20 protein-coding genes are annotated in these 22,587 nt (G+C 61.9%); 12 read left to right on the plus strand and 8 right to left on the minus strand.

Annotation, left to right across the window (positions count from 1 at the left end):
• Positions 1-741: 741 nt before the first annotated feature.
• The 5 genes from B4L76_RS06810 to dksA form a co-directional block, all read right to left on the minus strand.
• A complete protein-coding gene (locus tag B4L76_RS06810) occupies positions 742-2,184 on the minus strand; it encodes a sigma-54-dependent transcriptional regulator (protein ID WP_296231382.1) in 1,443 nt (480 codons plus the stop codon).
• A 4-nt stretch (positions 2,185-2,188) separates the two neighbouring features.
• Positions 2,189-5,164: a sensor histidine kinase gene (locus B4L76_RS06815; protein WP_296231383.1), complete on the minus strand. Its 2,976-nt coding sequence runs from the start codon at positions 5,162-5,164 to the stop codon at positions 2,189-2,191.
• A complete protein-coding gene (locus tag B4L76_RS06820) occupies positions 5,148-5,324 on the minus strand; it encodes a hypothetical protein (RefSeq protein WP_003250005.1) in 177 nt (58 codons plus the stop codon). Before B4L76_RS06820 ends, B4L76_RS06815 begins: the two co-directional genes overlap by 17 nt.
• A 179-nt stretch (positions 5,325-5,503) precedes the next feature.
• Positions 5,504-6,391 carry a tRNA glutamyl-Q(34) synthetase GluQRS gene (gluQRS, locus tag B4L76_RS06825; RefSeq protein WP_296231405.1) on the minus strand — a complete coding sequence of 296 codons (888 nt, stop codon included), beginning with the start codon at positions 6,389-6,391 and terminating at the stop codon, positions 5,504-5,506.
• A gap of 63 nt (positions 6,392-6,454) precedes the next feature.
• On the minus strand, positions 6,455-6,898 hold the full coding sequence (gene dksA, locus B4L76_RS06830; protein ID WP_046613112.1) for an RNA polymerase-binding protein DksA: 444 nt from the start codon (positions 6,896-6,898) through the stop codon (positions 6,455-6,457).
• Between the two features lie 210 nt (positions 6,899-7,108).
• Between dksA and B4L76_RS06835 the strand changes: the two genes are divergently transcribed.
• Entirely contained in the window at positions 7,109-8,281 is a 1,173-nt protein-coding gene (locus B4L76_RS06835) for a pyridoxal phosphate-dependent aminotransferase (protein WP_296231384.1), read from the plus strand.
• Complete coding sequence (gene sfsA / locus B4L76_RS06840; RefSeq protein WP_296231385.1) at positions 8,281-8,994, plus strand: DNA/RNA nuclease SfsA; 714 nt, start codon at positions 8,281-8,283, stop codon at positions 8,992-8,994. The genes B4L76_RS06835 and sfsA overlap by 1 nt, the downstream gene beginning before the upstream one ends.
• Here sfsA and B4L76_RS06845 read toward each other — a convergent pair.
• Positions 8,984-9,301 carry a Rieske (2Fe-2S) protein gene (locus tag B4L76_RS06845; RefSeq protein ID WP_296231386.1) on the minus strand — a complete coding sequence of 106 codons (318 nt, stop codon included), beginning with the start codon at positions 9,299-9,301 and terminating at the stop codon, positions 8,984-8,986. The genes sfsA and B4L76_RS06845 overlap by 11 nt on opposite strands.
• A gap of 176 nt (positions 9,302-9,477) precedes the next feature.
• Here B4L76_RS06845 and B4L76_RS06850 point away from each other — a divergent pair, with 176 nt between their 5' ends.
• Positions 9,478-10,362, plus strand: coding sequence for a ChaN family lipoprotein (locus B4L76_RS06850; protein ID WP_296231387.1), 885 nt, complete (start codon positions 9,478-9,480; stop codon positions 10,360-10,362).
• Between the two features lie 178 nt (positions 10,363-10,540).
• On the opposite strand, the gene B4L76_RS06855 is transcribed toward B4L76_RS06850, so the two are convergent.
• The gene (locus B4L76_RS06855) at positions 10,541-10,819 is read right to left on the minus strand and encodes a TfoX/Sxy family protein (protein WP_296231388.1); all 279 of its coding nucleotides are present in this window, start codon (positions 10,817-10,819) and stop codon (positions 10,541-10,543) included.
• Between the two features lie 193 nt (positions 10,820-11,012).
• Positions 11,013-12,575: a bifunctional aminoglycoside phosphotransferase/ATP-binding protein gene (locus B4L76_RS06860; protein ID WP_296231390.1), complete on the minus strand. Its 1,563-nt coding sequence runs from the start codon at positions 12,573-12,575 to the stop codon at positions 11,013-11,015.
• Between the two features lie 114 nt (positions 12,576-12,689).
• Between B4L76_RS06860 and mrcB the strand changes: the two genes are divergently transcribed.
• From mrcB to msrQ, 9 genes are all read left to right on the plus strand, one after another.
• The gene (gene mrcB / locus B4L76_RS06865; RefSeq protein WP_296231391.1) at positions 12,690-15,011 is read left to right on the plus strand and encodes a penicillin-binding protein 1B; all 2,322 of its coding nucleotides are present in this window, start codon (positions 12,690-12,692) and stop codon (positions 15,009-15,011) included.
• Positions 15,012-15,026: 15 nt separating this feature from the next.
• Positions 15,027-15,830 carry a tetratricopeptide repeat protein gene (locus tag B4L76_RS06870; RefSeq protein WP_296231393.1) on the plus strand — a complete coding sequence of 268 codons (804 nt, stop codon included), beginning with the start codon at positions 15,027-15,029 and terminating at the stop codon, positions 15,828-15,830.
• The gene (locus B4L76_RS06875; protein ID WP_296231395.1) at positions 15,830-16,162 is read left to right on the plus strand and encodes a YqcC family protein; all 333 of its coding nucleotides are present in this window, start codon (positions 15,830-15,832) and stop codon (positions 16,160-16,162) included. Before B4L76_RS06870 ends, B4L76_RS06875 begins: the two co-directional genes overlap by 1 nt.
• A 408-nt stretch (positions 16,163-16,570) precedes the next feature.
• The gene (locus tag B4L76_RS06880; protein ID WP_296231396.1) at positions 16,571-18,295 is read left to right on the plus strand and encodes an acetolactate synthase 3 large subunit; all 1,725 of its coding nucleotides are present in this window, start codon (positions 16,571-16,573) and stop codon (positions 18,293-18,295) included.
• 1 nt (position 18,296) lies between these two features.
• A complete protein-coding gene (gene ilvN / locus B4L76_RS06885; RefSeq protein ID WP_003250040.1) occupies positions 18,297-18,788 on the plus strand; it encodes an acetolactate synthase small subunit in 492 nt (163 codons plus the stop codon).
• 56 nt (positions 18,789-18,844) lie between these two features.
• Positions 18,845-19,861, plus strand: a complete 1,017-nt coding sequence (gene ilvC / locus B4L76_RS06890) for a ketol-acid reductoisomerase (protein ID WP_013974255.1) — start codon at positions 18,845-18,847, stop codon at positions 19,859-19,861.
• A gap of 149 nt (positions 19,862-20,010) precedes the next feature.
• The gene (gene pssA / locus B4L76_RS06895; protein WP_170032690.1) at positions 20,011-20,862 is read left to right on the plus strand and encodes a CDP-diacylglycerol--serine O-phosphatidyltransferase; all 852 of its coding nucleotides are present in this window, start codon (positions 20,011-20,013) and stop codon (positions 20,860-20,862) included.
• Positions 20,863-20,940: 78 nt separating this feature from the next.
• Positions 20,941-21,954: a protein-methionine-sulfoxide reductase catalytic subunit MsrP gene (gene msrP / locus B4L76_RS06900; RefSeq protein WP_296231398.1), complete on the plus strand. Its 1,014-nt coding sequence runs from the start codon at positions 20,941-20,943 to the stop codon at positions 21,952-21,954.
• Positions 21,954-22,559, plus strand: a complete 606-nt coding sequence (gene msrQ / locus B4L76_RS06905) for a protein-methionine-sulfoxide reductase heme-binding subunit MsrQ (RefSeq protein ID WP_296231400.1) — start codon at positions 21,954-21,956, stop codon at positions 22,557-22,559. The genes msrP and msrQ overlap by 1 nt, the downstream gene beginning before the upstream one ends.
• Positions 22,560-22,587 lie beyond the last annotated feature (28 nt).

Raw genomic sequence — 22,587 nt, forward strand, 5'->3', positions numbered from 1 at the left:
TTCGGCCAAGAATAGGAGAATGGCCGCATGATGGGCGGGGATTCTAGCATTTACTCAAGGAATGGTGTAGGCGGGTAGCAGGATGCCTGCCAGAAGGGTAGAAACGACAAGGGGAGCCTAAGCTCCCCAAGAAGTCGTTGCGTGCTCTTATTGTTTTTCTGCTGGGCTTCTTGTTTTTGTTGAGTGCCCTGCCCACAAATCTCGAAGCTTGTGGACGACCCCCAATCCAGGGGTTAAGAGCAAACGGATTGCTTTGGTCGCTGATGTCACGTTGATCTGTCGATCCAACCAGTTCAGGCGCTGCTTTTCAGTGCAGTTTTTGTTGTTCTCTGCCTGGTTGTGGGGCTAGCCCCAAACACGCATCCTCTCCAAAAGAATCAGTTAGCTGCGCCTCCGCCGTCTTGTTTTTATTGTGCGTGAGCCGTTTCGTCTTGTTCTTATTCTAGGTTGCAGTGCTTGTTATTGTTCTTGTACCAGACATATAGCAGATGCCGTGCCAACTTTTTGAAATCCAGTAAAATCAATGGCTTGGGGCGATTCGACAGATTTTGGCAGGTCGAAAACGTGGGTTTTTCGTTACCGTACACCTCGGGAATTGTTACGCAGAAAAGGTTGGGTAACAGATTTGTGCGGGAATTGAGGTGTTACCCGGTGTACGCCGTGACACGTGCGGCGGCTGTGAGATCGAGCGCCGCCCGCGCGGCGCTCGGTCTCACAGGCGACAAACAGCTCGCGCCGAAGTCAGTTATCGCTGGTAGCGTTGCTCTTGCGCCGCGGAATGCCCAGGCGCTGGCGGCGTTCCCACAGGCATTTGCGGCTGACCCCGAGCTTGCGGGCCAGCTCGGTTTCGGTCATGTGGTCCTGGTGTTCGAGCACGAAGTGCTGGAAGTAGTCTTCCAGCGACAGGTCTTCGGTCGGCTCATGGCTGGCGTTGGACGCACTGGCCACGGCCAGGGCGTTGTCGAGGATATCGTCCTCTTCCAGGTCGCTCAGTTCGATATCGATGCCCAGCAGGTCAGCGGAAATTTCTGCACTCTCGCTGAGGATGACCGCGCGTTCAACGGCGTTTTCCAGCTCCCGCACGTTGCCCGGCCAGCTGTAATGACGGATGGCCTGCTCGGCTTCGGCCGAAAAATGCAGGTCGTCACGACCGATACGCGCGCTCTGGCGGGCCAGGAAGGCGCTGGCAATCTCGTTGACGTCACTGCCGCGCTCGCGCAGGGCAGGCAATTTCAGAGCGATCACGTGCAGGCGGTAATACAGGTCTTCACGGAACTGGCCGGCCTTGGCCAGGTTTTTGAGGTCGCGGTGGGTTGCGGCAATCAGGCGCACGTCGACCTTTTGCGACTGCACCGAGCCGACCCGACGGATCTCGCCTTCCTGCAATACGCGCAGCAGGCGGGCCTGTGCTTCCAGCGGGAGTTCGCCGATTTCGTCGAGGAACAGGGTTCCACCGTCGGCCGCTTCTACCAGGCCCGCCCGCCCGGCACTGGCGCCGGTGAACGCGCCTTTTTCGTGGCCGAACAGCTCGGACTCGATCAGCGTCTCGGGAATGGCCGCGCAGTTCACCGAGATCATCGGTGCCTTGGCCCGCCGCGACAGGTTGTGCAGGGCGCGGGCCACCAGCTCCTTGCCGGTACCCGACTCGCCCTGGATCAGCACGTTGGAGTCGGTGGGGGCGACCTTGCGGATCTTGCTGTACATATCCTGCATCGGTGGGCAGGAACCGATGATGCCGATTTCGCCATTGGCCGGGGCGCTGCCCTTGTCGGCAGCGGCCGCCTTGCCATTGCTGGCGCGCGGCTCGGCAACCGGTGCGGGGGCCGGGGCGTTCTGCCGGTCGCGCAGGATACGCGCCACGGCCTGAAGCATCTCGTCATGGTCGAAGGGCTTGGCGATATAGTCCACCGCGCCCATTTTCATCGAGTCCACCGCCGAGCGCAGGCTGGCATAGCTGGTCATGATCAGTACCGGGGTACCTTGGCCGAGCTTGATCAGTTCGGTGCCGGGTGCGCCTGGCAGGCGCAGGTCGCTGACGATCAGGTCGAAGGTGGCAATGCTGAAGCGTTCCTGGGCTTCCTGCACCGAGCCGGCTTCGCTGACCTGGTACTGGTTCCGCTCGAGCAGGCGACGCAAGGCCGAGCGGATGATGGTTTCGTCTTCGACGATCAGAATGTGCGGCATTGATTCAATTCTCTCGACGGTCTCGAATTTCAGGGGACGTCGCTACGACATGCCGGGGCAGGGTCACGCGGATCCGGGTGCCACGTTGCCGTTCGATATCGGCCGGGCTGTCGATGGTGATTTGCCCATAATGCTCTTCCACGATGGAATAGACCAGAGCGAGCCCTAGTCCGGTTCCTTCGCCCGGGTCCTTGGTGGTGAAGAAGGGTTCGAACAGGCGGTCCATGATGTTCTTCGGAATCCCGCTGCCCTCGTCCTCGACGATCAGGTCGACGGTGTGTTCGTTGACCTCGCTGCGCACGCGCACGGCGCTGCCAGGCGGCGAGGCGTCACGGGCGTTGGAGAGCAGGTTGATCAGCACCTGGGCCAGGCGCTGCGGGTCCCCCTCGACCCAGTGCTCAGGGTCGCAGAGGTTGAAGAACTGTACTTCGAAATTGCGCCGGTTCAACGCCAGCAGACCAATGGCATCCTGCGCCACTTCGGCCAGGCATACCGGCTCTTCGCTGTTCTGCTGGCTGCCGCCGGCATGGGCGAAGCTCATCAGCGACTGCACGATGCGCGAGACCCGCTTGGTCTGTTCCAGGATCTGGCTGGACAGTTCGATGATCTCGCCGTCGCCCTCGCGCTCCTCGCGCAGGTTCTGCGCCAGGCAGGCAATGCCGGTGATCGGGTTGCCGATCTCGTGGGCCACGCCGGCAGCCAGGCGGCCGATGCTGGCCAGGCGTTCGGAATGCACCAGCTTGTCTTCCAGCGCCTGGGTTTCGGTGAGGTCCTCAACCAGTAGCACCAGACCGCTGTTGCCCGGCGCCAATGGTTCGTCGATGGCGGCCTTGTGCAGGTTCAGCCAGCGCGGCTGGCCATCCAGTGCCAGGCGCTGCTTGTGCAGGTGTTCGTCCGGCAGGTTGATGAACCCTTGCAGCAGGCCGCGCCAGGGTTCGTCGATGGTAACCAGGCGTGAACCGACCACGTGCTTGGCGGCAATGCCGGTAAGCTCCTCCATGGCCTTGTTCCACATCAGGATTTCCTGGTCCTTGGCCAGTGAGCAGACGCCCATTGGCAGCTCTTGCAGGGTCTGGCGGTGGTAGCGGCGCAGGGCATCGAGCTCGGCAGCCAGGCCGGTCAGGCGCGAATGGTAGTCTTCCAGGCGGCTTTCGATGAAGTGGATGTCCTCGGTCACGTAGTTTTCGTTACCAGACTTGTACGGCAGGAAGGTCTCGACCATGTCCTGCGCCACACTTGGGCCCATCAGGCCGGACAGGTTGGCTTCGATGCGGTCACGCAGGCGGCGCAAGGCATAGGGGCGGCGTTCGTCGAACGGCAGATAGAGGTCGCGCAGGGCCTGTTCCACTTCCTTCTGTGCGGCCTTGGCGCCCAGTGGCTTGGCCAGCTGGGTGGCGAACTCTTGCGGCGAGGCAGCGTGCAGCTCGCGACGTTGCGGGCGGCGCACGTTATCCACCGCGCAGGCCTCGGCTGCGCTGACTTCTTCGGCACTGGCGTTGGTGAACAGCGAGATCAGGGTGAACAGCAGCACGTTGGCCGCCAGCGAGGCGATCGCTGCCATGTGCCAGCTGGTGTCGTCCAGCACGTAGATCATGTCCAGCAGCGGAATGTAGAAGCCTTGCAGGTTGCCCAACAGCGGCAGCAGCATGGTCACCATCCACACCAGGGTGCCGGCCAGCAGGCCGGCGATGAAACCGCGGCGGTTGGCGGTGGGCCAGTACAGCACCGACAGCACGCCCGGCAGGAACTGCAAGGTGGCGACGAAGGCGACGATGCCCAGGTTGGCCAGGCTCTGGTGGTTGTTCTGGGTCAGGTAGAACATGAAGCCGGCGGTGATGATGGCGACGATCAGCGCGCGGCGGGTCCATTTCAGCCAGCGGTAGATGTTGCCTTCGGCCGGCGGCTGGTACAGCGGCAGCACCAGGTGGTTTAGCGCCATGCCAGACAGCGCCAAGGTGGTGACGATGATCAGCCCGCTGGCAGCCGACAGCCCGCCGATGTAGGCCAGCAGCGCCAGTGCCTGGTTGTTGGCGGCAATTCCCAGGCCCAGGGTGAAATACTCGGGGTTGGTGCTGGCGCCCAGGCGCAGGCCGGCCCACAGCACCAGCGGCACGGCCAGGCTCATCAGCAGCAGGAACAGCGGCAGGCCCCAGCTGGCACTGACCAGCGAACGCGGATTGAGGTTTTCGGTGAAGGCCATGTGGTACATGTGCGGCATGACGATGGCCGAGGCGAAGAACACCAGCAGCAAGGTGCGCCATGGCCCCTCCTGCAGCGGGGTATGCAAGGCCGCCAGAGCGGTCTGGTTCTGCAGCAGCCACACCTCAAGTTGGTGCGGGCCGCCGAACACGCCATACAGCGCATACAGGCCGATGCCGCCCAGCGCCAACAGCTTGATCACCGACTCGAAGGCGATGGCGAAAACCAGCCCTTCGTGTTTCTCGCGCGTGGCGATATGCCGCGAACCGAAGAAGATGGTGAACAGGATGATCAAGGTACAGAAGGCAAAGGCTACCCGGGCCTTGACCGGTTCGCCGGTGAGGATGCTGATCGAGTCGGCCACCGCCTGGATCTGCAGGGCCAGCAAGGGCAGCACGCCGATCAGCATGAAAATCGTGGTCAGCGCGCCGGCCCAGGTACTGCGGAAGCGGAACGCCAGCAGGTCGGCCAGCGATGACAGCTGGTAGGTGCGGGTGATCTTGAGAATCGGGTAGAGCAGCACCGGTGCCAGCAGGAACGCGCCGGACACGCCCAGGTAACAGGCGAGGAAGCCGTAGCCGTACTGGTAGGCCAGGCCGACCGAGCCATAGAAAGCCCAGGCACTGGCATACACGCCCAGCGACAGGGTGTAGGTAAGCGGATGGCGAATGATGGAACGTGGGATCAGGCCCCGCTCGCTGATCCAGGCCACGCCGAACAGCACCATCAGGTACGCGGCGCTGATCAGGATCATCTGGGTCAGGCTAAAGCTCATCGGCATCTCGTTGGCTCTGCAGGATGAAGGTGACGACGATCAGGATCAGCCAGAGCAGGTAAGGGCGGTACCAGGCTCCGGTCGGCTCGATCCACCAGTCCATGATGGCCGGGGAGAACAGGTAGATCCCCACGACCAGAAGCAGGACCAAACGATAGATGTACATGCTGGCCTCGATGGTTGGGCGCTGCGGGCTTGGACTTATTATTGGCGCAAATGGCGGGGGGGATGCTAGCGGGAATCCAGGGGGTTCGCCAAGGGGTTGAATTTATTGGCCTTTTGTTTTTGATGGGGTGCCTGTGCCGGCCTCTTCGCGAGTTTACCCGCGACAGGGCCGGGCCTGCCTCAGAGCAAATCAACCTCCGGCACTGTGGTTCTGCGCGCAATCGCCTCGGGCTGCCACTGTTTACGGGCCACCGCCAGCACTTCGGCCGGCGTCGCCAGCGACAGCTCAGGGGCGGTCTCCTGCCCGAGCGCCCGCAACGCCCGCAGCAACAGCGGCGTGGCCTGCTCCGCCTGCAGTGGCGGCGAACGGTACGATTTGCCCAGCTTGTGCCCGTCCGGCTGCACGATCAGCGGTATATGCAGGTAGCGCGGTTGCGAAAAGCCCAGCAACTCTTGCAGGTATAGCTGGCGCGGGGTGTTGTCCAGCAGGTCGGCGCCGCGCACGATGTCGGTGACACCTTGCCAGGCGTCATCCAGAACCACCGCCAGCTGGTAGGCATACAGCCCGTCGCGGCGCTGGATGACGAAATCCCCTACCTCACGCCCCAGGTGCTGCTGGAACTCGCCCTGCACCCGGTCGGTAAAGCGATAGATCAGCTCCGGCACTCGCAAGCGGATCGCCGCGCCTTCACGCGCATGCCCGGCGTTGCGACAAAAACCGGGGTAAATGCCGTTGTAGCCCTCCAGCTGTTTGCGTGAGCAGGTGCAGGCATAAGCCAGGCCCATGTTGAACAGGCGATCGACCACTGCGGCGTAGGCGTCGTGGCGCTGGCTCTGGAACACCACTTCGCCATCCCACTCCAGGCCATAGCGCTCCAGCGTCTGCAGGATGGCATCGCGGGCGCCGGGCATTTCCCGGGGCGGGTCGGTATCTTCCATGCGAAGCAGCCAGCGGCCATTTACAGCGCGGGCATCGAGCCAGGAAGCGAGAGCGGCGACCAGCGAGCCGAAGTGCAGGAAGCCGCTGGGGGTGGGGGCGAAACGCCCGATGTAACGGGTATCGGTCATGGTCAGGCTGGGCATGAAAATGAAACGGGGCGCTTGATGCGCCCCGTCCGGATGGAAGAAGGATCAGCCTTTGCCGACCGTCTTTTCCTTTTTCTCGGCGATTTCCTTGCAGTCGAAGCACAGGTCCGCGGTAGGACGGGCTTCCAGGCGACGCAGGCCAATCTCGATGCCGCACGATTCGCACCAGCCGTATTCGTCGGCCTTGATCTTTTCGAGGGTCTTGTCGATCTTCTTGATCAGCTTGCGCTCGCGATCGCGGTTGCGCAGCTCCAAGGCGAATTCTTCTTCCTGGCTGGCGCGGTCGGCCGGGTCGGGGAAGTTGGCTGCCTCGTCCTTCATGTGGTCCACAGTGCGGTCGACACTTTCCATCAAGTCTCGCTTCCAGGCGCCGAGAAGCTTGGTGAAGTGCTGTTTCATGGGCTCGCCCATGTACTCTTCACCCTTGGTTTCTACGTAGGGCTCGACACCGTACATGGTCTGGGCTTTTTGCTTTTCTACGGTGGACATGAATAGACCGCCTCTCACTCATCTGATCCAATGCGCAGGCTGCTCCATCTCCGGCACCCGCCGGCCCTGCGACTGCGAGCCGCCGAACTTACCAGATAGATCGGGGGTGCGCTACCCCGCCCGATCTTGCTGATTGACACCGGCCTGAGCGGTACGTTCGATCGCTTGCAGAGGTAGAATCTCCAGTTTAGACCCTATTGAGAGAAGGTCATGGCCCACCCTTACAGCGCGCGCAGCCGCGCCATCGAACCCTTCCATGTCATGGCGTTGCTGGCCCGGGCCAACGAGCTGCAAGCGGCCGGGCACGACGTGATCCACCTGGAAATCGGCGAGCCGGACTTCACCACCGCCGCACCGATCGTCGCCGCTGGACAGGCGGCACTCGCCGCCGGGCACACCCGTTATACCGCCGCCCGCGGCCTGCCGGCGTTACGTGAGGCGATTGCCGGTTTCTATCGCCAGCGCTATGGCCTGAGTGTCGACCCTGAACGCATCCTCATCACCCCGGGCGGCTCCGGTGCACTGCTGCTGGCCAGCAGCTTGCTGGTCGACCCGGGCAAGCACTGGCTGCTGGCCGACCCGGGTTACCCGTGCAATCGCCACTTCCTGCGCCTGGTCGAAGGCGGGGCACAACTGGTGCCGGTGGGCCCGGAGGTCAACTACCAGCTGACCGCCGACCTGGTGCAGCGTTATTGGGACAAGGACACTGTCGGCGCCCTGGTTGCCTCGCCAGCCAACCCGACCGGCACCGTGCTGGGCCGCGACGAACTGGCCAGCCTGTCCCGAGCCACCCGTGAACGCCACGGGCACCTGGTGGTGGACGAGATCTATCATGGCCTGACCTATGGCATGGACGCACCCAGCGTACTGGAAGTGGATGATTCGGCCTTCGTGCTGAATAGTTTTTCCAAGTATTTCGGCATGACCGGCTGGCGCCTCGGCTGGCTGGTAGCGCCGCCGGGCGCCGTGGCAGACCTGGAAAAGCTGGCACAAAACCTGTACATCAGCGCACCGAGCATGGCCCAGCATGCTGCGCTGGCGTGCTTCCAGCCCGAGACCCTGGCCATTTTCGAAGAGCGCCGTGCCGAGTTCGCCCGCCGTCGCGACTACTTGTTGCCCGCCCTGCGCGAACTGGGTTTCCGTATTGCCGTTGAGCCGCAGGGGGCGTTCTACCTTTACGCCGATATCAGTGCCTTTGGCGGTGACGCGTTCGCATTCTGCCGGCACTTCCTGGAGACCGAGCACATCGCCTTCACGCCGGGTCTGGACTTCGGTCGTCATCTGGCCGGGCACCATGTGCGCTTTGCCTACACCCAGAGCCTGCCGCGCCTGGAACAAGCGGTGCAGCGTATTGCCCGCGGCTTGCGGAGCTGGCAAGGCTGATGCAATTTTCGCCGTCACTCGAAAAAGGTCGGCTGCTGCGCCGCTACAAACGTTTTCTCGCCGATATCGAAATGGTGGGCGGCGAGCAGATGACCATTCACTGCCCTAACACCGGCTCGATGCTCAACTGCATGCGTGAAGGCGGGGAGGTGTGGTTCAGCCGCTCCAACGACCCCAAGCGCAAGCTGCCAGGTACCTGGGAAATCAGCGAAACCCCACAAGGGAGGCTGGCCTGCGTGAACACCGGGCGGGCCAATGCGTTGGTCGAAGAAGCCTTGCATGCCGGCATCATCGCCGAATTGGCAGGCTTTACAGCCCTCAGGCGGGAAGTGGCCTACGGTGAGGAAGGCAGCCGCATCGATTTTCGCCTGGAGTTCAATGGCGCTCCGGCTTATGTCGAGGTCAAGAGCGTAACCCTTGGCTATCCCGACAGCTCGGTCGCGGCTTTTCCCGATGCGGTGACCCAGCGCGGCGCCAAGCACCTGCGTGAACTGGCCAAGCTGGCCCGGCAGGGCGTGCGGGCGGTGCAGTTGTATTGCGTCAACCTGACCGGCGTCGATGCAGTGCGCCCGGCCGAGGAAATCGATGCGGCCTATGCCCAGGCACTGCGTGCTGCAGTGGCCGATGGCGTGGAGGTACTGGCTTACGGCACCCGCCTGAACCCGGAAGGCATCGTCATCGATCGCCGCCTGCCGGTGCTGCTTACGCCTTGAACCAGATACCTTGGCTGTCTTCGTGGCAGCCAAGAGCCTCCAGTGACTCGCCCTCGCAAGGCCCGGCCACGCACTCACCACTTTCGATGAGGAACAGGGCGCCGTGGTGCGCGCAGTGGATCAGGCTGGCGCTGTCCTCGAGAAAGGCATCTTGCGCCCAGTTCAGTGGTATGCCGCGGTGCGGGCAGCGGTTGCGGTAGAGGTACACCTGGCCCAGGCGGCGCACGCCGAACAACTCGACGCCTTCTACACTGAAGGCGCGACTCTGGCCTTCGACAAGGCCCTGGGAAGTACAAAGGAAGTGCATGGCAACGACGACTCGTGAAACAAATGATGGCTTGACCCGCCAGTGCGGATGTCCATCAGGTTACCTGCATTCGCTGTGCCTGGCTGCCTGTGGTGCGCAGTTCCGTCGCCGGCTGCAAGGCGCCCGGTTTACCGGCACCGGCCCGATACATCGTGAGTGACAGAGAGGTATTGCACATGCGCCATCCGCTGTTGTCAGGTTTCTCGTTATGCCTTGCACTGGCCTTGGGCGCTTGCCAGGCCAGCCTGCCAGCGCTGCCGGCCTGGCAAAGCAGCGAAGGGCGTACCCATCCCGAGCTGGGGCATATCGTCGAGCTTGCCAGTGGGCAACTGCTCGACCCAGCGCAACTGGTACAACGCCTGGCTGTTGCGCCGCGGGTATTGGTCGGCGAGAAACACGACAACCCCGACCACCATGCCCTTCAGCTTTGGCTGTTGCGGGCGCTGCAGGCCCAGCGTGCGCAGGGCAGCCTGCTGCTGGAAATGCTGCAGCCCGAGCAGCAACCGCTGCTGGACAAGCTGGTGGGGCAACCCGTGCCGGCCGATCTGCCACAGGCCCTGGCCTGGCAGGACGGTTGGGACTGGCAGATGTACGGGCCAATCGTTACCGAGGCTTTGCAGCAACGTATCCCGCTGCTGGCTGCCAACCTTTCCCCCGGCCAGATGCGCCAGGCGTATCGGCAACCAGCATCGCTGGTCGGCGAGAGGTCCAATGCGCCAGCGGTCAAGGCCGCGTTGTTGCAACAGGTGCGCGCCGGACACTGCGGGATGCTTCCGGACAGCCAGTTGCCTGCGATGCTAGCCGTGCAGCAGCAGCGCGACCGGCGTATGGCCGAGCGCCTGTTAGCGGCACCGCAGCCAGCCTTGTTGTTTGCCGGTGCCTATCATGTGCGCAAGGACCTGGGCGTGCCGTTGCATCTGGCTGACTTGGGCGCGCAGGGTAGCAGCAGGGTTTTACTGTTGGCTGAGGCAGGTGCGCAGGTCGAGGCAGGGCAAGCTGATTACGTGTGGTATACGGCGGTACTGCCGGCGCAGGATTACTGTGCACAATTACAACGCTGATGCCACACGCCCGGCAAAAAAAAGACCCGGCAAACTGCCGGGTCAATAACCGTGATTAGCCTGATGAGGAGATAATCTGAGAGTCCGAACCAAGGTCTCTTAGTTTATCCAACCAGTCTCGCGACCAGTTGTGATAATCATAACTATTCTCATTTCGAGGTCAATCCCTTTCTCTCGATTATTTCGAATTTTTTTGTGCCGGACATTTTGCGTCCAGTTGCTGGATGAGCGCTTCTTTGCGCTCCACCGGCAAGTCGTTCCAGTGCATGTCCAGGAGCGCGCCTTCAATGGCATACAGCAGCACCTTCGATGCACGGAACCCTCGCGTCTTCACGGCTTGGTACGCACCCACCGCGCCCAGGCGTCGCAGATCCGATGCACTGTGGATGCCTGCTGCATGCAGCCACTGCGCAGAGGTCTTGCCAAGGTTCTTCAGGTGCTGCAATTCATCGTTCATCGAGCCTCCTTGCGATGGCTGAACGGGTCATGGGGATAAATCGCGAGCAGGTCAGAGAGGAGTGTAGCGGGGGTTGGAAAATGCGCGGCCTTTTGCCATTGGGGGCGACGAGATGCGCTGGAGGCATGCGTCGCCTAGCCCGGCCTGTTCGCGGGTAAAGGCGCGAAAAGGCCGGGATGGAAAAGCGCTGAACTTACAGCCCGGGCAAGCGCTGGCGAACCTGGTCGATGACCTGGTCCATGCTGGCGGCATCCTGGGTGTCGACGCGTTTGCTCTGTGCCAGCTCTTGCGCATCCAGTGGCTCGCGGCTCGCCTGCTGGGCCTTGATCACGTCCAGGGTGGCATCCGATGGGTCGTTCTGTTCTGCCTGGCGCTGCTCCAGCCAGCTGGCAATGACTGCTTCGGGCGCATGGCAATCGAGGATCAGGAACGGCACACCGGTCTGGCTGGCGATATCGGCTGCAGCCTGGCGCTGCTCGCGCTTGAGGTAGGTGGCATCCAGCACTACCGGGTAACCGGCACGCAGAATGGTTGCCGCCACCTCGTGCAGGCGCTGGTAGGTCGCGGCGCTGGCGTCCTGGGCATAGATGCCTGAACCCAGTTGGCCTGCTTCGGCCTGCTGCTGCTCACCGAACAGGCGCTTGCGCTCAACGTCCGAGCGCACGCGGACCGCGCCCAAGGCCTCGACCATGCGCATGGCCACGTGGCTTTTGCCTACCGCCGAAACCCCATGGGTAATGGCCAGCAGGCGCGACGGGATGGCACTGTAGCTTTCCGCCAGGTTGGCGTAGTTGCGGTAGGTGCGCAGGGTGGTCGCACGCTGCACCCCATCGGCATTGGACGGCATGCTGAACAGCGCCACCTTGGCCCGTACCAGCGCGCGGTAGGCTTTGTAGAAGTTGAGCAGTTCCAGGCCTTCGTAATCGCCGGTCAGTTCCAGGTACTGGGTGATGAAGCGCCGGGCCAGGCATTTCAGGCCGCGGTCTTCCAGGTCCATGGCCAGGAAAGCGGTGTCGGCATAGACGTCGGTCAGGCGGAACGGTTCGTTGAACTCGATACAGTCGAAGATCACCACCTTGCCATCGATCAGCGTCGCGTTGCCGAGGTGGATGTCACCGTGGCATTCGCGGATGAAACCGTTGGCCTTGCGCTTTTCCAGCAGGCCATGCAAGCGCTCGAAGCTGCTGCGCGCCCAGGCCTGCAGGGCATCAAGCTGCTGCAGGTCGGCCTTGTCGCTGAGGAACGGGCGAATCTGCTCGAAGTTCTGCTCCACGGGCGCCATCACGCTTTCCGGCGTGCCCAGGGGGTGCTCCACCGGCACACGGGGCGCCTGCAGGTGGAACTCGGCGATCTGCCGGGCCATCTGGTCGATGTGCGCGGCATTCAGTTCGCCATTGGCCTGCAGGGTGCTGAGCATCTGCCCCTGGGGAAACTGGCGCATTTTCAGCACATATTCGATAGCCTCGCCTACGCCACCGATCTGCGGCGCCTCGACGCTACCGGTAATCGGCAGCACTTCCAGGTACAGGCCGTCGGTCAGGCGCTGGTTCAGGCGCAATTCTTCATTACAGAAATGCTGGCGCTGATCCAGGCTGGTGAAGTCGAGGAAGCCGAAGTTCATCGGCTTCTTGATCTTGTAGGCATACTCGCCGGTGAGCAGAACCCAGGAGATATGCGTCTCGATCAGCTGGAACCCCTCCACGGGGTGAGGGTACAGGGCAGGGTTCTGCAGCGCGTTGATAAGGGCTTGGCTCACGGGAAATCCTTCCGGGGCAGGGAATTCGAATGCGCCATTATGGTCAATGGTGCCGCCCCTGCCTACCGCCGGGCCGTCTGCCCAGCCTTTATAAAGTGCGTATAATCCGCCGCCATGACTCGAACCCGAACCCCCCGCACCCCTCAGAAACGCCCGACCGGCCGCTCCCGCGCCTGGCTGGGCTGGGCCTTGAAGCTCAGCCTGGTCGGCCTGGTGATCGTTGCCGGCTTCGCGGTATACCTCGATGCCGTCGTCCAGGAAAAGTTCTCCGGCAAGCGCTGGACCATCCCGGCCAAGGTGTACGCCCGGCCGCTGGAGCTGTTCACCGGGCAGAAGCTGAGCAAGGACGACTTCCTCACCGAGCTGGATGCGCTCGGCTATCGCCGTGAAACCGCTGCCAATGGCCCCGGTGCGGCGTCGGTCAACGGCAATACGGTCGACCTCAACACCCGTGGCTTCCAGTTCTACGAGGGCATGGAGCCGGCACAGTTCGTGCGGGTGCGCTTCTCCGGCGACTACGTGGCAGGCCTGTCCGGGGCCAACGGCAAGGCGCTCGATGTAGTGCGCCTGGAACCGCTGATGATCGGCGGCATCTACCCGAAAAACCTCGAAGACCGCATCCTGATCAAGATCGACCAGGTGCCCAAATACCTGCTCGAAACCCTGGTGGCCACCGAAGACCGCGATTTCTATAGCCACTTCGGGGTGTCGCCCAAGTCGATCGCCCGCGCCATGTGGGTCAACACGTCAGCCGGCTCGATGCGTCAGGGCGGTAGTACCCTGACGCAGCAGTTGGTGAAGAACTTCTACCTCACCAGCGAACGCAGCCTCAGCCGCAAACTGACCGAGGCCATGATGGCCGTGCTGCTGGAACTGCACTACGACAAGCGCGAAATCCTCGAGGCCTACCTCAACGAGGTGTTCGTCGGCCAGGATGGTCAGCGTGCGGTGCACGGCTTCGGCCTGGCCAGCCAGTTCTTCTTCAGCCAGCCGCTGTCGGAGCTGAAACTGCACCAGATCGCCTTGCTGGTGGGCATGGTCAAAGGCCCGTCCTATTACAACCCGCGACGCTACCCCGACCGTGCCCTCGCGCGCCGCAACCTGGTGCTCGACCTGGTGGCCGAACAGGGCGTGGCGAGCCAGGCGGAAGTGGATGCGGCGAAAAAGATGCCGCTGGGCGTGACCAAGCGCGGCAGCCTGGCTGACAGCTCGTTCCCGGCATTCCTCGACCTGGTCAAGCGTCAGCTGCGCCAAGACTACCGCGACGAAGACCTGACCGAAGAGGGCCTGCGCATCTTCACCAGTTTCGACCCGATCCTGCAGATGAAGGCCGAAGCCTCGATGAGCGAGACCTTCAAGCGCCTGGCAGGTCGCAAGGGGGCTGACGAGGTCGAGTCGGCCATGGTCGTGACCAACCCGGAAACCGGTGAAGTGCAGGCACTGATTGGTAGCCGCCAGGCCGGTTTCGCTGGCTTCAACCGCGCCATCGATGCTGTGCGCCCGATCGGCTCGCTGGTCAAGCCGGCGGTTTACCTGACCGCGCTGGAGCAACCGACCAAGTACACGCTGACCAGCTGGGTGCAGGACGAGCCCTTCTCGGTCAAAGGCGCCGACGGCCAGGTCTGGCGCCCGCAGAACTATGACCGCCGTCCGCATGGCACCATCTACCTGTACCAGGGGCTGGCCAACTCTTACAACCTGTCGACCGCCAAGATCGGCCTGGAAGTGGGCGTGCCCAACGTGATCAAGACCATCGGCCGGTTGGGCGTGAACGTTGACTGGCCAGCATTCCCGGCCATGCTGTTGGGCGCCGGCGGCATGTCGCCGATGCAGGTGGCGACCATGTACCAGACCATCGCCAACGGCGGTTTCAATACGCCGATGCGCGGTATCCGCAGCGTGCTCACCGCCGAGGGCGAGCCGCTCAAGCGTTACCCGTTCCAGATCCAGCAAACCTTTGACCCGGGCGCCATCTACCTGGTGCAGAACGCCATGCAGCGGGTAATGCGCGAAGGTACTGGCCGCTCGGTATACAACACCTTGCCGCGCACGCTGACCCTGGCTGGCAAGACCGGTACCAGCAACGACTCGCGTGACAGCTGGTTCTCCGGTTTCAGCCAGGACCTGCTGGCCGTGGTGTGGATGGGTCGTGACGACAACGGCAAGACGCCATTTACCGGCGCTACCGGTGCCCTGCAGGTGTGGACCAGCTTCATGAAGAAGGCCGACCCGTTGCCGTTGGACATGCCGCAACCGGACAACGTGGTGCAGGCGTGGATTGACCCATACAGTGGCCATGGTTCTGATGGCAGCTGTCCGGGAGCAGTGCAGATGCCGTATATTCGCGGGAGTGAACCGCCCGCCGGTGCGACCTGTGGCGGCGAGCAGGATCCGGTTGAGTCGGTCATGGACTGGGTAAAAGGCTGGATGAATTAAGCACAGGCTGCATTGATGAGGTGTGACGTGAACAAGTGGCTGTTTCCTGCCGTGACGGCGCTGGCTGTGCTCCAGGGGTGCGCCAGTGTCCCGCGCGGCAATATTCCGGTGGTCGACTCGAGCACCCGCGTGTCCAATAGCGAACGCGTCACAGCCAACCGCTCGGCGGGTGGCTATAACGCGGGTACCGCGCAAGCCCAAACGCTGCCTGAGGACTCCGGCGTCACCGTGATGATCCCGCAGGGTGCCGGTGCCTCCGGCATCCAGACATTCCCGGCGGCCAACGGGCCGGCACCGATCAGCACCTCGCCGATCACGCCGGGGCCGATCTCAACCGGTCCGGTCAGTTCGGTGCCGATGGCAACCAACCCTAACCCGATCGCCGACGAACCGTTCGACATCGCCGCGATGAACAGCGCCCCGCAAAGCACCAGCGCCCCGACCGGTATTCCACGTAGCGGTGCCGCTGCAGGCGGGCTATCGGCCGATGAGCAGCTGGATGGTCCGGTACTGGCACTGCTGACCACTGCCCAGTCGCAGCAGGGCAGCGGTGACTTCAACGGTGCTGCTTCCAGCCTGGAGCGTGCCCAGCGCATTGCCCCGCGCGAGCCGCAGGTACTGTACCGCCTGGCCCAGGTGCGCTTGTCGCAGGGTGATGCGCCACAGGCCGAGCAATTGGCGCGTCGCGCCCTGACTTACGCCAACGGCCGCCCGAGCCTGCAGGCCGAGCTGTGGAATACCATCGCCCAGGCTCGCGAAAAACAGGGTGACAATGCTGGTGCTGCGCTGGCCCGGCAAAAGGCTCGGGTCAACTTGTGATGATCGAGCAACGCATTCTCGATATTGCCGACCATCTGATGCTGATCGAGCGCGAGCTGCAGGTACAGGGGTGGTGGGATGCCGAGGCGCCAAGCGACGAGGCGCTGGCCAGCACTGTGCCGTTCGCCGTCGATACCCTCAGTTTCGAACAATGGCTGCAATGGATCTTCCTGCCGCGCATGAAGATCATCATCGAGCTGGGCCACCCGCTACCCAATGCCTCCGGCATCCTGGTCATGGCCGAAACCGTATTTACCGACCGCCCGGAACAAAGCCGCGAGCTTCGGCGCCTGTTGGCAGCTTTCGATCAATTGATTGCTCCTTCCGCCTGATTTCTTCAGTTTTTCCTTCAAGGGCCGCAGATTGTGGCCCTTTTTTGTGGAAATCTTATTAATTCTGCTGCTGAAGCGATTTTTAGTGGTGGCAGGAATTCATCTTGGCGAAAAATTGGCAATAATTTTTCTTGACTTGTTGGCGCCGAATCAGAAGAATCCAATCTCCGCTGTAGAGGGACTGCCAGAAGCAGACCCGCTAAGCAGATCATGAGGCGCACACCCGCGCCGACCTGTTACACCCCGCAACGCGTTACCTCGCGCTGGGTGGGAAAACCCCGCAACACTCTGGGGCGCTCCCAATACTTGCTCAGTCAGTGCTGACGTTCGCTCATGCTCTGCTTGGCAGTAAACCTATTAAGACCCGTCCAGTGAGGGCGGTATTCTGGCGTTTTAGAGGTGAACAACGTGGAGCTTTTATCTGGCGCTGAGATGGTCGTCCGCTTCTTGCGTGACGAAGGCGTTAAGCACATCTACGGGTACCCTGGTGGTGCTCTCCTGCATGTTTACGACGCGCTGTTCAAGGAACCGGAAGTCGAGCACATCCTGGTTCGTCATGAGCAGGCGGCTACCCATATGGCGGACGGTTACGCCCGTGCCACCGGCAAGGCCGGCGTGGTGCTGGTGACTTCCGGGCCTGGTGCGACCAATGCCATTACTGGTATTGCCACTGCCTACATGGACTCGATTCCGATGGTCATCCTGTCCGGCCAGGTGCCCAGCACCATGGTCGGCACCGATGCCTTCCAGGAAACCGACATGATCGGCATTTCGCGGCCGATCGTGAAGCACAGCTTCATGATCAAACACGCCAGCGAAATCCCGGAAGTACTGAAAAAAGCATTCTACCTGGCGCAATCCGGTCGCCCAGGTCCGGTCGTGGTCGATATTCCAAAAGATATGACCAACCCGGCCGAGAAGTTCGAATACGTCTACCCGAAAAAGGTCAAGCTGCGTTCCTACAGCCCGGCCGTTCGTGGCCATTCCGGGCAGATCCGCAAGGCTGCCGAGATGCTGCTGGCGGCCAAGCGCCCGGTGGTGTACTCCGGCGGTGGCGTGATTCTCGGCGGCGGTTCCGAAGCCCTGACCGAAATTGCCAAGTCGCTGAACCTGCCGGTCACCAATACCCTGATGGGCCTCGGTGGTTTCCCGGGTACTGATCGCCAGTTCCTCGGTATGCTCGGCATGCACGGCAGCTTCACTGCCAACATGGCCATGCACCATGCCGATGTCATCTTTGCTGTTGGTGCCCGCTTCGACGACCGAGTGGTGAACGGCCCGGCCAAGTTCTGCCCGAACGCCAAGATCATCCACATCGATATCGACCCGGCGTCGATCTCCAAGATGATCAAGGCCGACGTGCCGATCGTCGGCCCGGTCGACAGCGTCCTCAGCGAGATGCTCGGCATCCTCAAGGAAATCGGCGAGCAGTCTGACAAGGCGGCGCTGGATGCCTGGTGGAAGCAGATCGATGAATGGCGTGGCAATGGCGAGCTGTTCCCTTACGACAAGGGCGACGGCAACGTCATCAAGCCGCAGAAGGTCATCGAGACCCTGTGCGAAGTGACCCATGGCGATGCCTTTGTCACTTCCGACGTCGGCCAGCACCAGATGTTTGCGGCGCAGTACTACCGTTTCAACAAGCCGAACCGCTGGATCAACTCCGGTGGCCTGGGCACGATGGGCTTCGGCTTCCCGGCGGCGATGGGCGTCAAGCTCAACTTCCCGGATCAGGACGTGGCCTGCGTGACTGGCGAAGGCAGCATCCAGATGAACATCCAGGAGCTGTCCACCTGCATGCAGTACGGCCTGCCGGTGAAGATCGTCAACCTGAACAACGGTGTGCTGGGCATGGTCCGTCAGTGGCAGGACATGTCCTACAACGGTCGTCACTCGCACTCGTATGTCGAGTCGCTGCCTGACTTCATCAAGCTGGCCGAGGCCTATGGCCATGTGGGTATCCGCATCACCAGCCTGAAGGACCTCAAGCCGAAGCTGGAAGAAGCGTTTGCGATGAAGGACCGCCTGGTGTTCATCGACATCGCGGTTGACCGCAGCGAGCACGTCTATCCGATGCAGATCAAGGATGGCTCGATGCGTGACATGTGGCTGAGCAAGACGGAGCGTACCTGATATGCGGCACATCATTTCCCTGCTGCTGGAAAACGAACCTGGTGCGTTGTCCCGCGTGGTCGGCCTGTTCTCCCAGCGTAACTACAACATTGAAAGCCTGACCGTGGCGCCGACCGAAGACCCGACCCTGTCGCGTCTGACGCTGACCACCGTTGGCCATGACGAAGTGATCGAGCAGATCACCAAGAACCTGAACAAGCTGGTCGAAGTGGTCAAGCTTGTCGACCTGTCGGAAAGCGCTCACATCGAGCGTGAACTGATGCTGGTCAAGGTCAAGGCCACTGGTGCCCAGCGCGCCGAGATCAAGCGCACCACGGATATCTTCCGTGGCCAGATCGTCGACGTGACCGCCAGCGTGTACACCGTGCAGCTGAGCGGCACCAGCGACAAACTGGACAGCTTCATCCAGGCGATAGGCACTGCATCGATTCTCGAAACCGTGCGCAGCGGCGTTACCGGCATTGCCCGTGGCGACAAAGTGCTCAGCATCTGAATTCCACAAATTAGCGATGGCTCCGCAGGGGCCGAGATATAACCAGGGGTATTTTCATGAAAGTTTTCTACGATAAAGACTGCGACCTTTCCATCATCCAGGGTAAGAAAGTCGCCATCATCGGTTACGGTTCCCAGGGGCATGCTCAGGCGTGCAACCTGAAGGACTCCGGTGTGGATGTCACCATCGGTCTGCGTAAAGGTTCGGCCACCGTCGCCAAGGCAGAAGCCCATGGCCTGAAAGTGACCGACGTTGCCTCCGCCGTCGCTGCTGCCGACCTGGTCATGATCCTGACCCCGGACGAATTCCAGGGCCAGCTGTACAAGCAGGAAATCGAGCCGAACATCAAGAAGGGCGCTACCCTGGCCTTCTCCCACGGCTTCTCGATCCACTACAACCAGGTGGTTCCGCGTGCCGACCTCGACGTGATCATGATCGCGCCGAAGGCTCCGGGCCACACCGTTCGCTCCGAGTTCGTCAAAGGCGGCGGCATCCCTGACCTGATCGCTATCTATCAGGACGCTTCGGGCAACGCCAAGAACGTCGCCCTGTCCTACGCCTCGGGCGTGGGTGGCGGCCGTACCGGCATCATCGAGACCACCTTCAAGGACGAGACCGAAACCGACCTGTTCGGCGAGCAGGCTGTTCTGTGCGGTGGTACCGTCGAGCTGGTCAAAGCCGGTTTCGAGACCCTGGTCGAAGCTGGCTACGCGCCGGAAATGGCCTACTTCGAGTGCCTGCACGAGCTGAAGTTGATCGTTGACCTCATGTACGAAGGCGGCATCGCCAACATGAACTACTCGATCTCCAACAACGCCGAGTATGGTGAGTACGTTACCGGTCCGGAAGTCATCAACGAGGAATCCCGCAAGGCCATGCGCAACGCCCTGAAGCGCATCCAGGACGGCGAGTACGCGAAGATGTTCATCTCCGAAGGTGCTACCAACTACCCATCGATGACCGCCAAGCGCCGCAACAACGCCGCTCACGGCATCGAGATCATCGGCGAGCAGCTGCGTTCGATGATGCCATGGATCTCGGCCAACAAGATCGTCGACAAGACCAAGAACTAAGTCTGTCGGAAGATGAAAAACGCGGCTTCGGCCGCGTTTTTTCGTTCTGGCAGCCGGCTTCTGGTATAAAGCAGACCAGTGGCCCGCTGTTAGAACCTGTCTTGTGGGCCCGTGTCGAACATTTTCCATCCTGTTGCAAGGTACCCTCCATGAGCGAACGTCCCGAAGAGCCGAACAAGCCCTCCGACGCCGAAAGCCTGCTACCTGTCGATGAGCACGTTGAAGAAGGGCATGATGCCGAAGGGCGCAAGGTGCGCCATCGTGGCATCTATCTGCTGCCCAACCTGTTTACCACCGCCAACCTGTTTGCCGGTTTCTATTCCATCATCAGCTCGATGAGCGCGCAGAGCGCCCTGAGTGCCGGTGACCCGCGCGAGGCGAGCAAGTACTTTGCCTTCGCTGCCATTGCCATCTTTGTGGCCATGGTGCTTGACGGCCTGGATGGCCGGGTCGCGCGCATGACCAATACCCAGAGCGCTTTCGGTGCCGAGTACGACTCGCTGTCGGACATGGTCGCCTTTGGTGTGGCCCCGGCCTTGCTGGCCTTCGGCTGGGCGCTGGGCGACATGGGCAAGGTTGGCTGGATGGTCGCCTTCATCTATGTGGCCGGTGCGGCGTTGCGTCTGGCACGTTTCAATACCCAGGTCGGTACTGCCGACAAGCGTTATTTCATCGGCCTGGCCAGTCCGGCCGCAGCGGGCGTGGTGGCGGGCACCGTATGGGCGTTCAGCGACTACGGTATCCAGGGTTCCAAGCTGTCGTTCCTGGTGGCGCTGCTGGTAGCTGCTGCCGGCATGCTGATGGTCAGTAACATCAAGTACAACAGCTTCAAGGAGCTGGACCTCAAGGGCCGGGTGCCGTTTGTGGCGATCCTGGCGGTGGTGCTGGTATTTGCCGTGGTGTTCAGCGACCCGCCGCGCATCCTGCTGTTGATCTTCCTCGCCTATGCGGCTTCGGGGCCGATCCAGTTCCTGCTGAAGGGGCGTCGGCGTAAAGCCTGATAGCCCGTTAATGTTGGAATAACCCTCCGGCTCCATAGTCTACTGGTACATCCGCTATCCAGTGCCATGGAGCCGCCCATGCTCATCAAGCTATCCAGGTCTTCCGAATGCAAGGCATCGGAGATCACCCCCGAAAGCATCTATCTTTCCCGGCGTGCCCTGATGGGCGGTTCCCTGGCGGCTCTGGCCCTGGGGGCGTTGCCGGGCAGGGTAGGCGCGGCCGAGGTCTCGCGTTACGCCGATGTGCAGGCCGGGCATGCGCCGGCCTGGTTTGCCGACAAGCTTGCTGCCGCGCACTGGCAGGCGGTAACGGTCAAGGACGAGGCGATTACGCCGTTCAAGGATGCGACCCACTACAACAACTTCTATGAGTTCGGGCCGGACAAGGGTGACCCGGCGGCCAATGGCGAGAGCCTGAAAACCGAGCCGTGGAGCGTTGTAGTCGATGGCGAAGTGGGTAAGCCCGGGCGCTATGCGCTGGAAGACTTCGTCAAACCGTATCAGCTTGAGGAGCGCATTTACCGGCTGCGTTGCGTTGAGGCGTGGTCGATGGTCATTCCATGGCTGGGCTTTCCGTTGGCGCAGATACTCAAACAGGTCGAGCCGACTTCCAGGGCACGTTATGTGCGCTTCGAAACCTTGAAGGACCCGGAGCGCATGCCCGGGCAGCGTTCGGGTTTTGCCTTGATCGACTGGCCTTACAGGGAAGGCTTGCGCCTGGATGAGGCGATGCACCCGTTGGCGATCCTGGCGGTGGGCATGTATGGCCGCGAACTGCCCAACCAGAATGGCGCGCCGTTGCGCCTGGTCGTACCGTGGAAGTACGGTTTCAAGAGCATCAAGTCGATCGTGCGTATCAGCCTGGTGGCCGAGCAGCCTGGTACTACCTGGCAAGGCCTGGCGCCGGACGAGTACGGCTTTTACGCCAATGTGAACCCGACGGTCGATCATCCACGCTGGAGCCAGGCGCGTGAGCGGCGGCTGCCAAGCGGGCTATTCAGTCCCAACGTGCGGGAAACCCAGATGTTCAATGGCTATGCCGATGAAGTGGCGTCGCTGTATGCCGGCCTCGACCTGCGGAAGAACTATTGATGCGCTACCCCTGGTTTCGTCTGGCCATCTTCATCGTGGGGTGCCTGTTCCCGGCGTGGTGGTTGTATGAGGCCGCGCTGAATCTGCTGGGGCCGGACCCCGGCAAGATCCTGATGGATCGCCTCGGGCTTGGGGCGCTGACCTTCCTGCTGGTTACCTTGAGCATGACGCCGCTGCAGAAACTGACGGGCTGGCCGGGATGGATCGTTGTGCGCCGACAGCTGGGGTTGTGGGTATTTGCCTATATCGTGCTGCACATCCTGGCGTATCTGTTCTTTATCCTCGGGCTGGACTGGGGGCAACTGACAGTTGAGTTACGCAAGCGGCCCTACATTATTGTAGGCGCGTTGGGGTTCCTCGGGTTGCTGGCCTTGGCGGTTACCTCGAACAGGTATAGTCAGCGGCGCATGGGGGCGCGGTGGAAGAAGCTGCACAGGTTGGTGTATGGAGTGCTTGGGTTGGGATTGCTGCATTTCCTGTGGATCGTGCGCTCTGATCTGCGGGAGTTGGCGATCTATGCGTTCATCGGAGCTGTACTGATGCTGCTGCGAGTTCCTGCCATCGCGCGCGCTTTGCCCAGGTTGGCCCGAGGGAGAGCGGGTTGAAACATTTTTGAAATTAAAGGTTGACGCG

The sequence above is a fragment of the Pseudomonas sp. UBA4617 genome, from assembly GCF_002386445.1.
Lineage (GTDB): Bacteria > Pseudomonadota > Gammaproteobacteria > Pseudomonadales > Pseudomonadaceae > Aquipseudomonas.

Coding starts and splice junctions, on each gene's coding strand:
- sfsA (WP_296231385.1), top strand. CDS start 8,281: ATGCAATTTTCGCCGTCACTCGAAAAAGGTCGGCTGCTGCGCCGCTAC.
- B4L76_RS06845 (WP_296231386.1), bottom strand. CDS start 9,301: ATGCACTTCCTTTGTACTTCCCAGGGCCTTGTCGAAGGCCAGAGTCGC.
- B4L76_RS06850 (WP_296231387.1), top strand. CDS start 9,478: ATGCGCCATCCGCTGTTGTCAGGTTTCTCGTTATGCCTTGCACTGGCC.
- B4L76_RS06870 (WP_296231393.1), top strand. CDS start 15,027: ATGAGGTGTGACGTGAACAAGTGGCTGTTTCCTGCCGTGACGGCGCTG.
- B4L76_RS06835 (WP_296231384.1), top strand. CDS start 7,109: ATGGCCCACCCTTACAGCGCGCGCAGCCGCGCCATCGAACCCTTCCAT.
- B4L76_RS06875 (WP_296231395.1), top strand. CDS start 15,830: ATGATCGAGCAACGCATTCTCGATATTGCCGACCATCTGATGCTGATC.
- msrQ (WP_296231400.1), top strand. CDS start 21,954: ATGCGCTACCCCTGGTTTCGTCTGGCCATCTTCATCGTGGGGTGCCTG.
- B4L76_RS06815 (WP_296231383.1), bottom strand. CDS start 5,164: ATGCCGATGAGCTTTAGCCTGACCCAGATGATCCTGATCAGCGCCGCG.
- B4L76_RS06855 (WP_296231388.1), bottom strand. CDS start 10,819: ATGAACGATGAATTGCAGCACCTGAAGAACCTTGGCAAGACCTCTGCG.
- dksA (WP_046613112.1), bottom strand. CDS start 6,898: ATGTCCACCGTAGAAAAGCAAAAAGCCCAGACCATGTACGGTGTCGAG.
- B4L76_RS06820 (WP_003250005.1), bottom strand. CDS start 5,324: ATGTACATCTATCGTTTGGTCCTGCTTCTGGTCGTGGGGATCTACCTG.
- msrP (WP_296231398.1), top strand. CDS start 20,941: ATGCTCATCAAGCTATCCAGGTCTTCCGAATGCAAGGCATCGGAGATC.
- ilvC (WP_013974255.1), top strand. CDS start 18,845: ATGAAAGTTTTCTACGATAAAGACTGCGACCTTTCCATCATCCAGGGT.
- mrcB (WP_296231391.1), top strand. CDS start 12,690: ATGACTCGAACCCGAACCCCCCGCACCCCTCAGAAACGCCCGACCGGC.
- pssA (WP_170032690.1), top strand. CDS start 20,011: ATGAGCGAACGTCCCGAAGAGCCGAACAAGCCCTCCGACGCCGAAAGC.
- B4L76_RS06810 (WP_296231382.1), bottom strand. CDS start 2,184: ATGCCGCACATTCTGATCGTCGAAGACGAAACCATCATCCGCTCGGCC.
- ilvN (WP_003250040.1), top strand. CDS start 18,297: ATGCGGCACATCATTTCCCTGCTGCTGGAAAACGAACCTGGTGCGTTG.
- gluQRS (WP_296231405.1), bottom strand. CDS start 6,391: ATGACCGATACCCGTTACATCGGGCGTTTCGCCCCCACCCCCAGCGGC.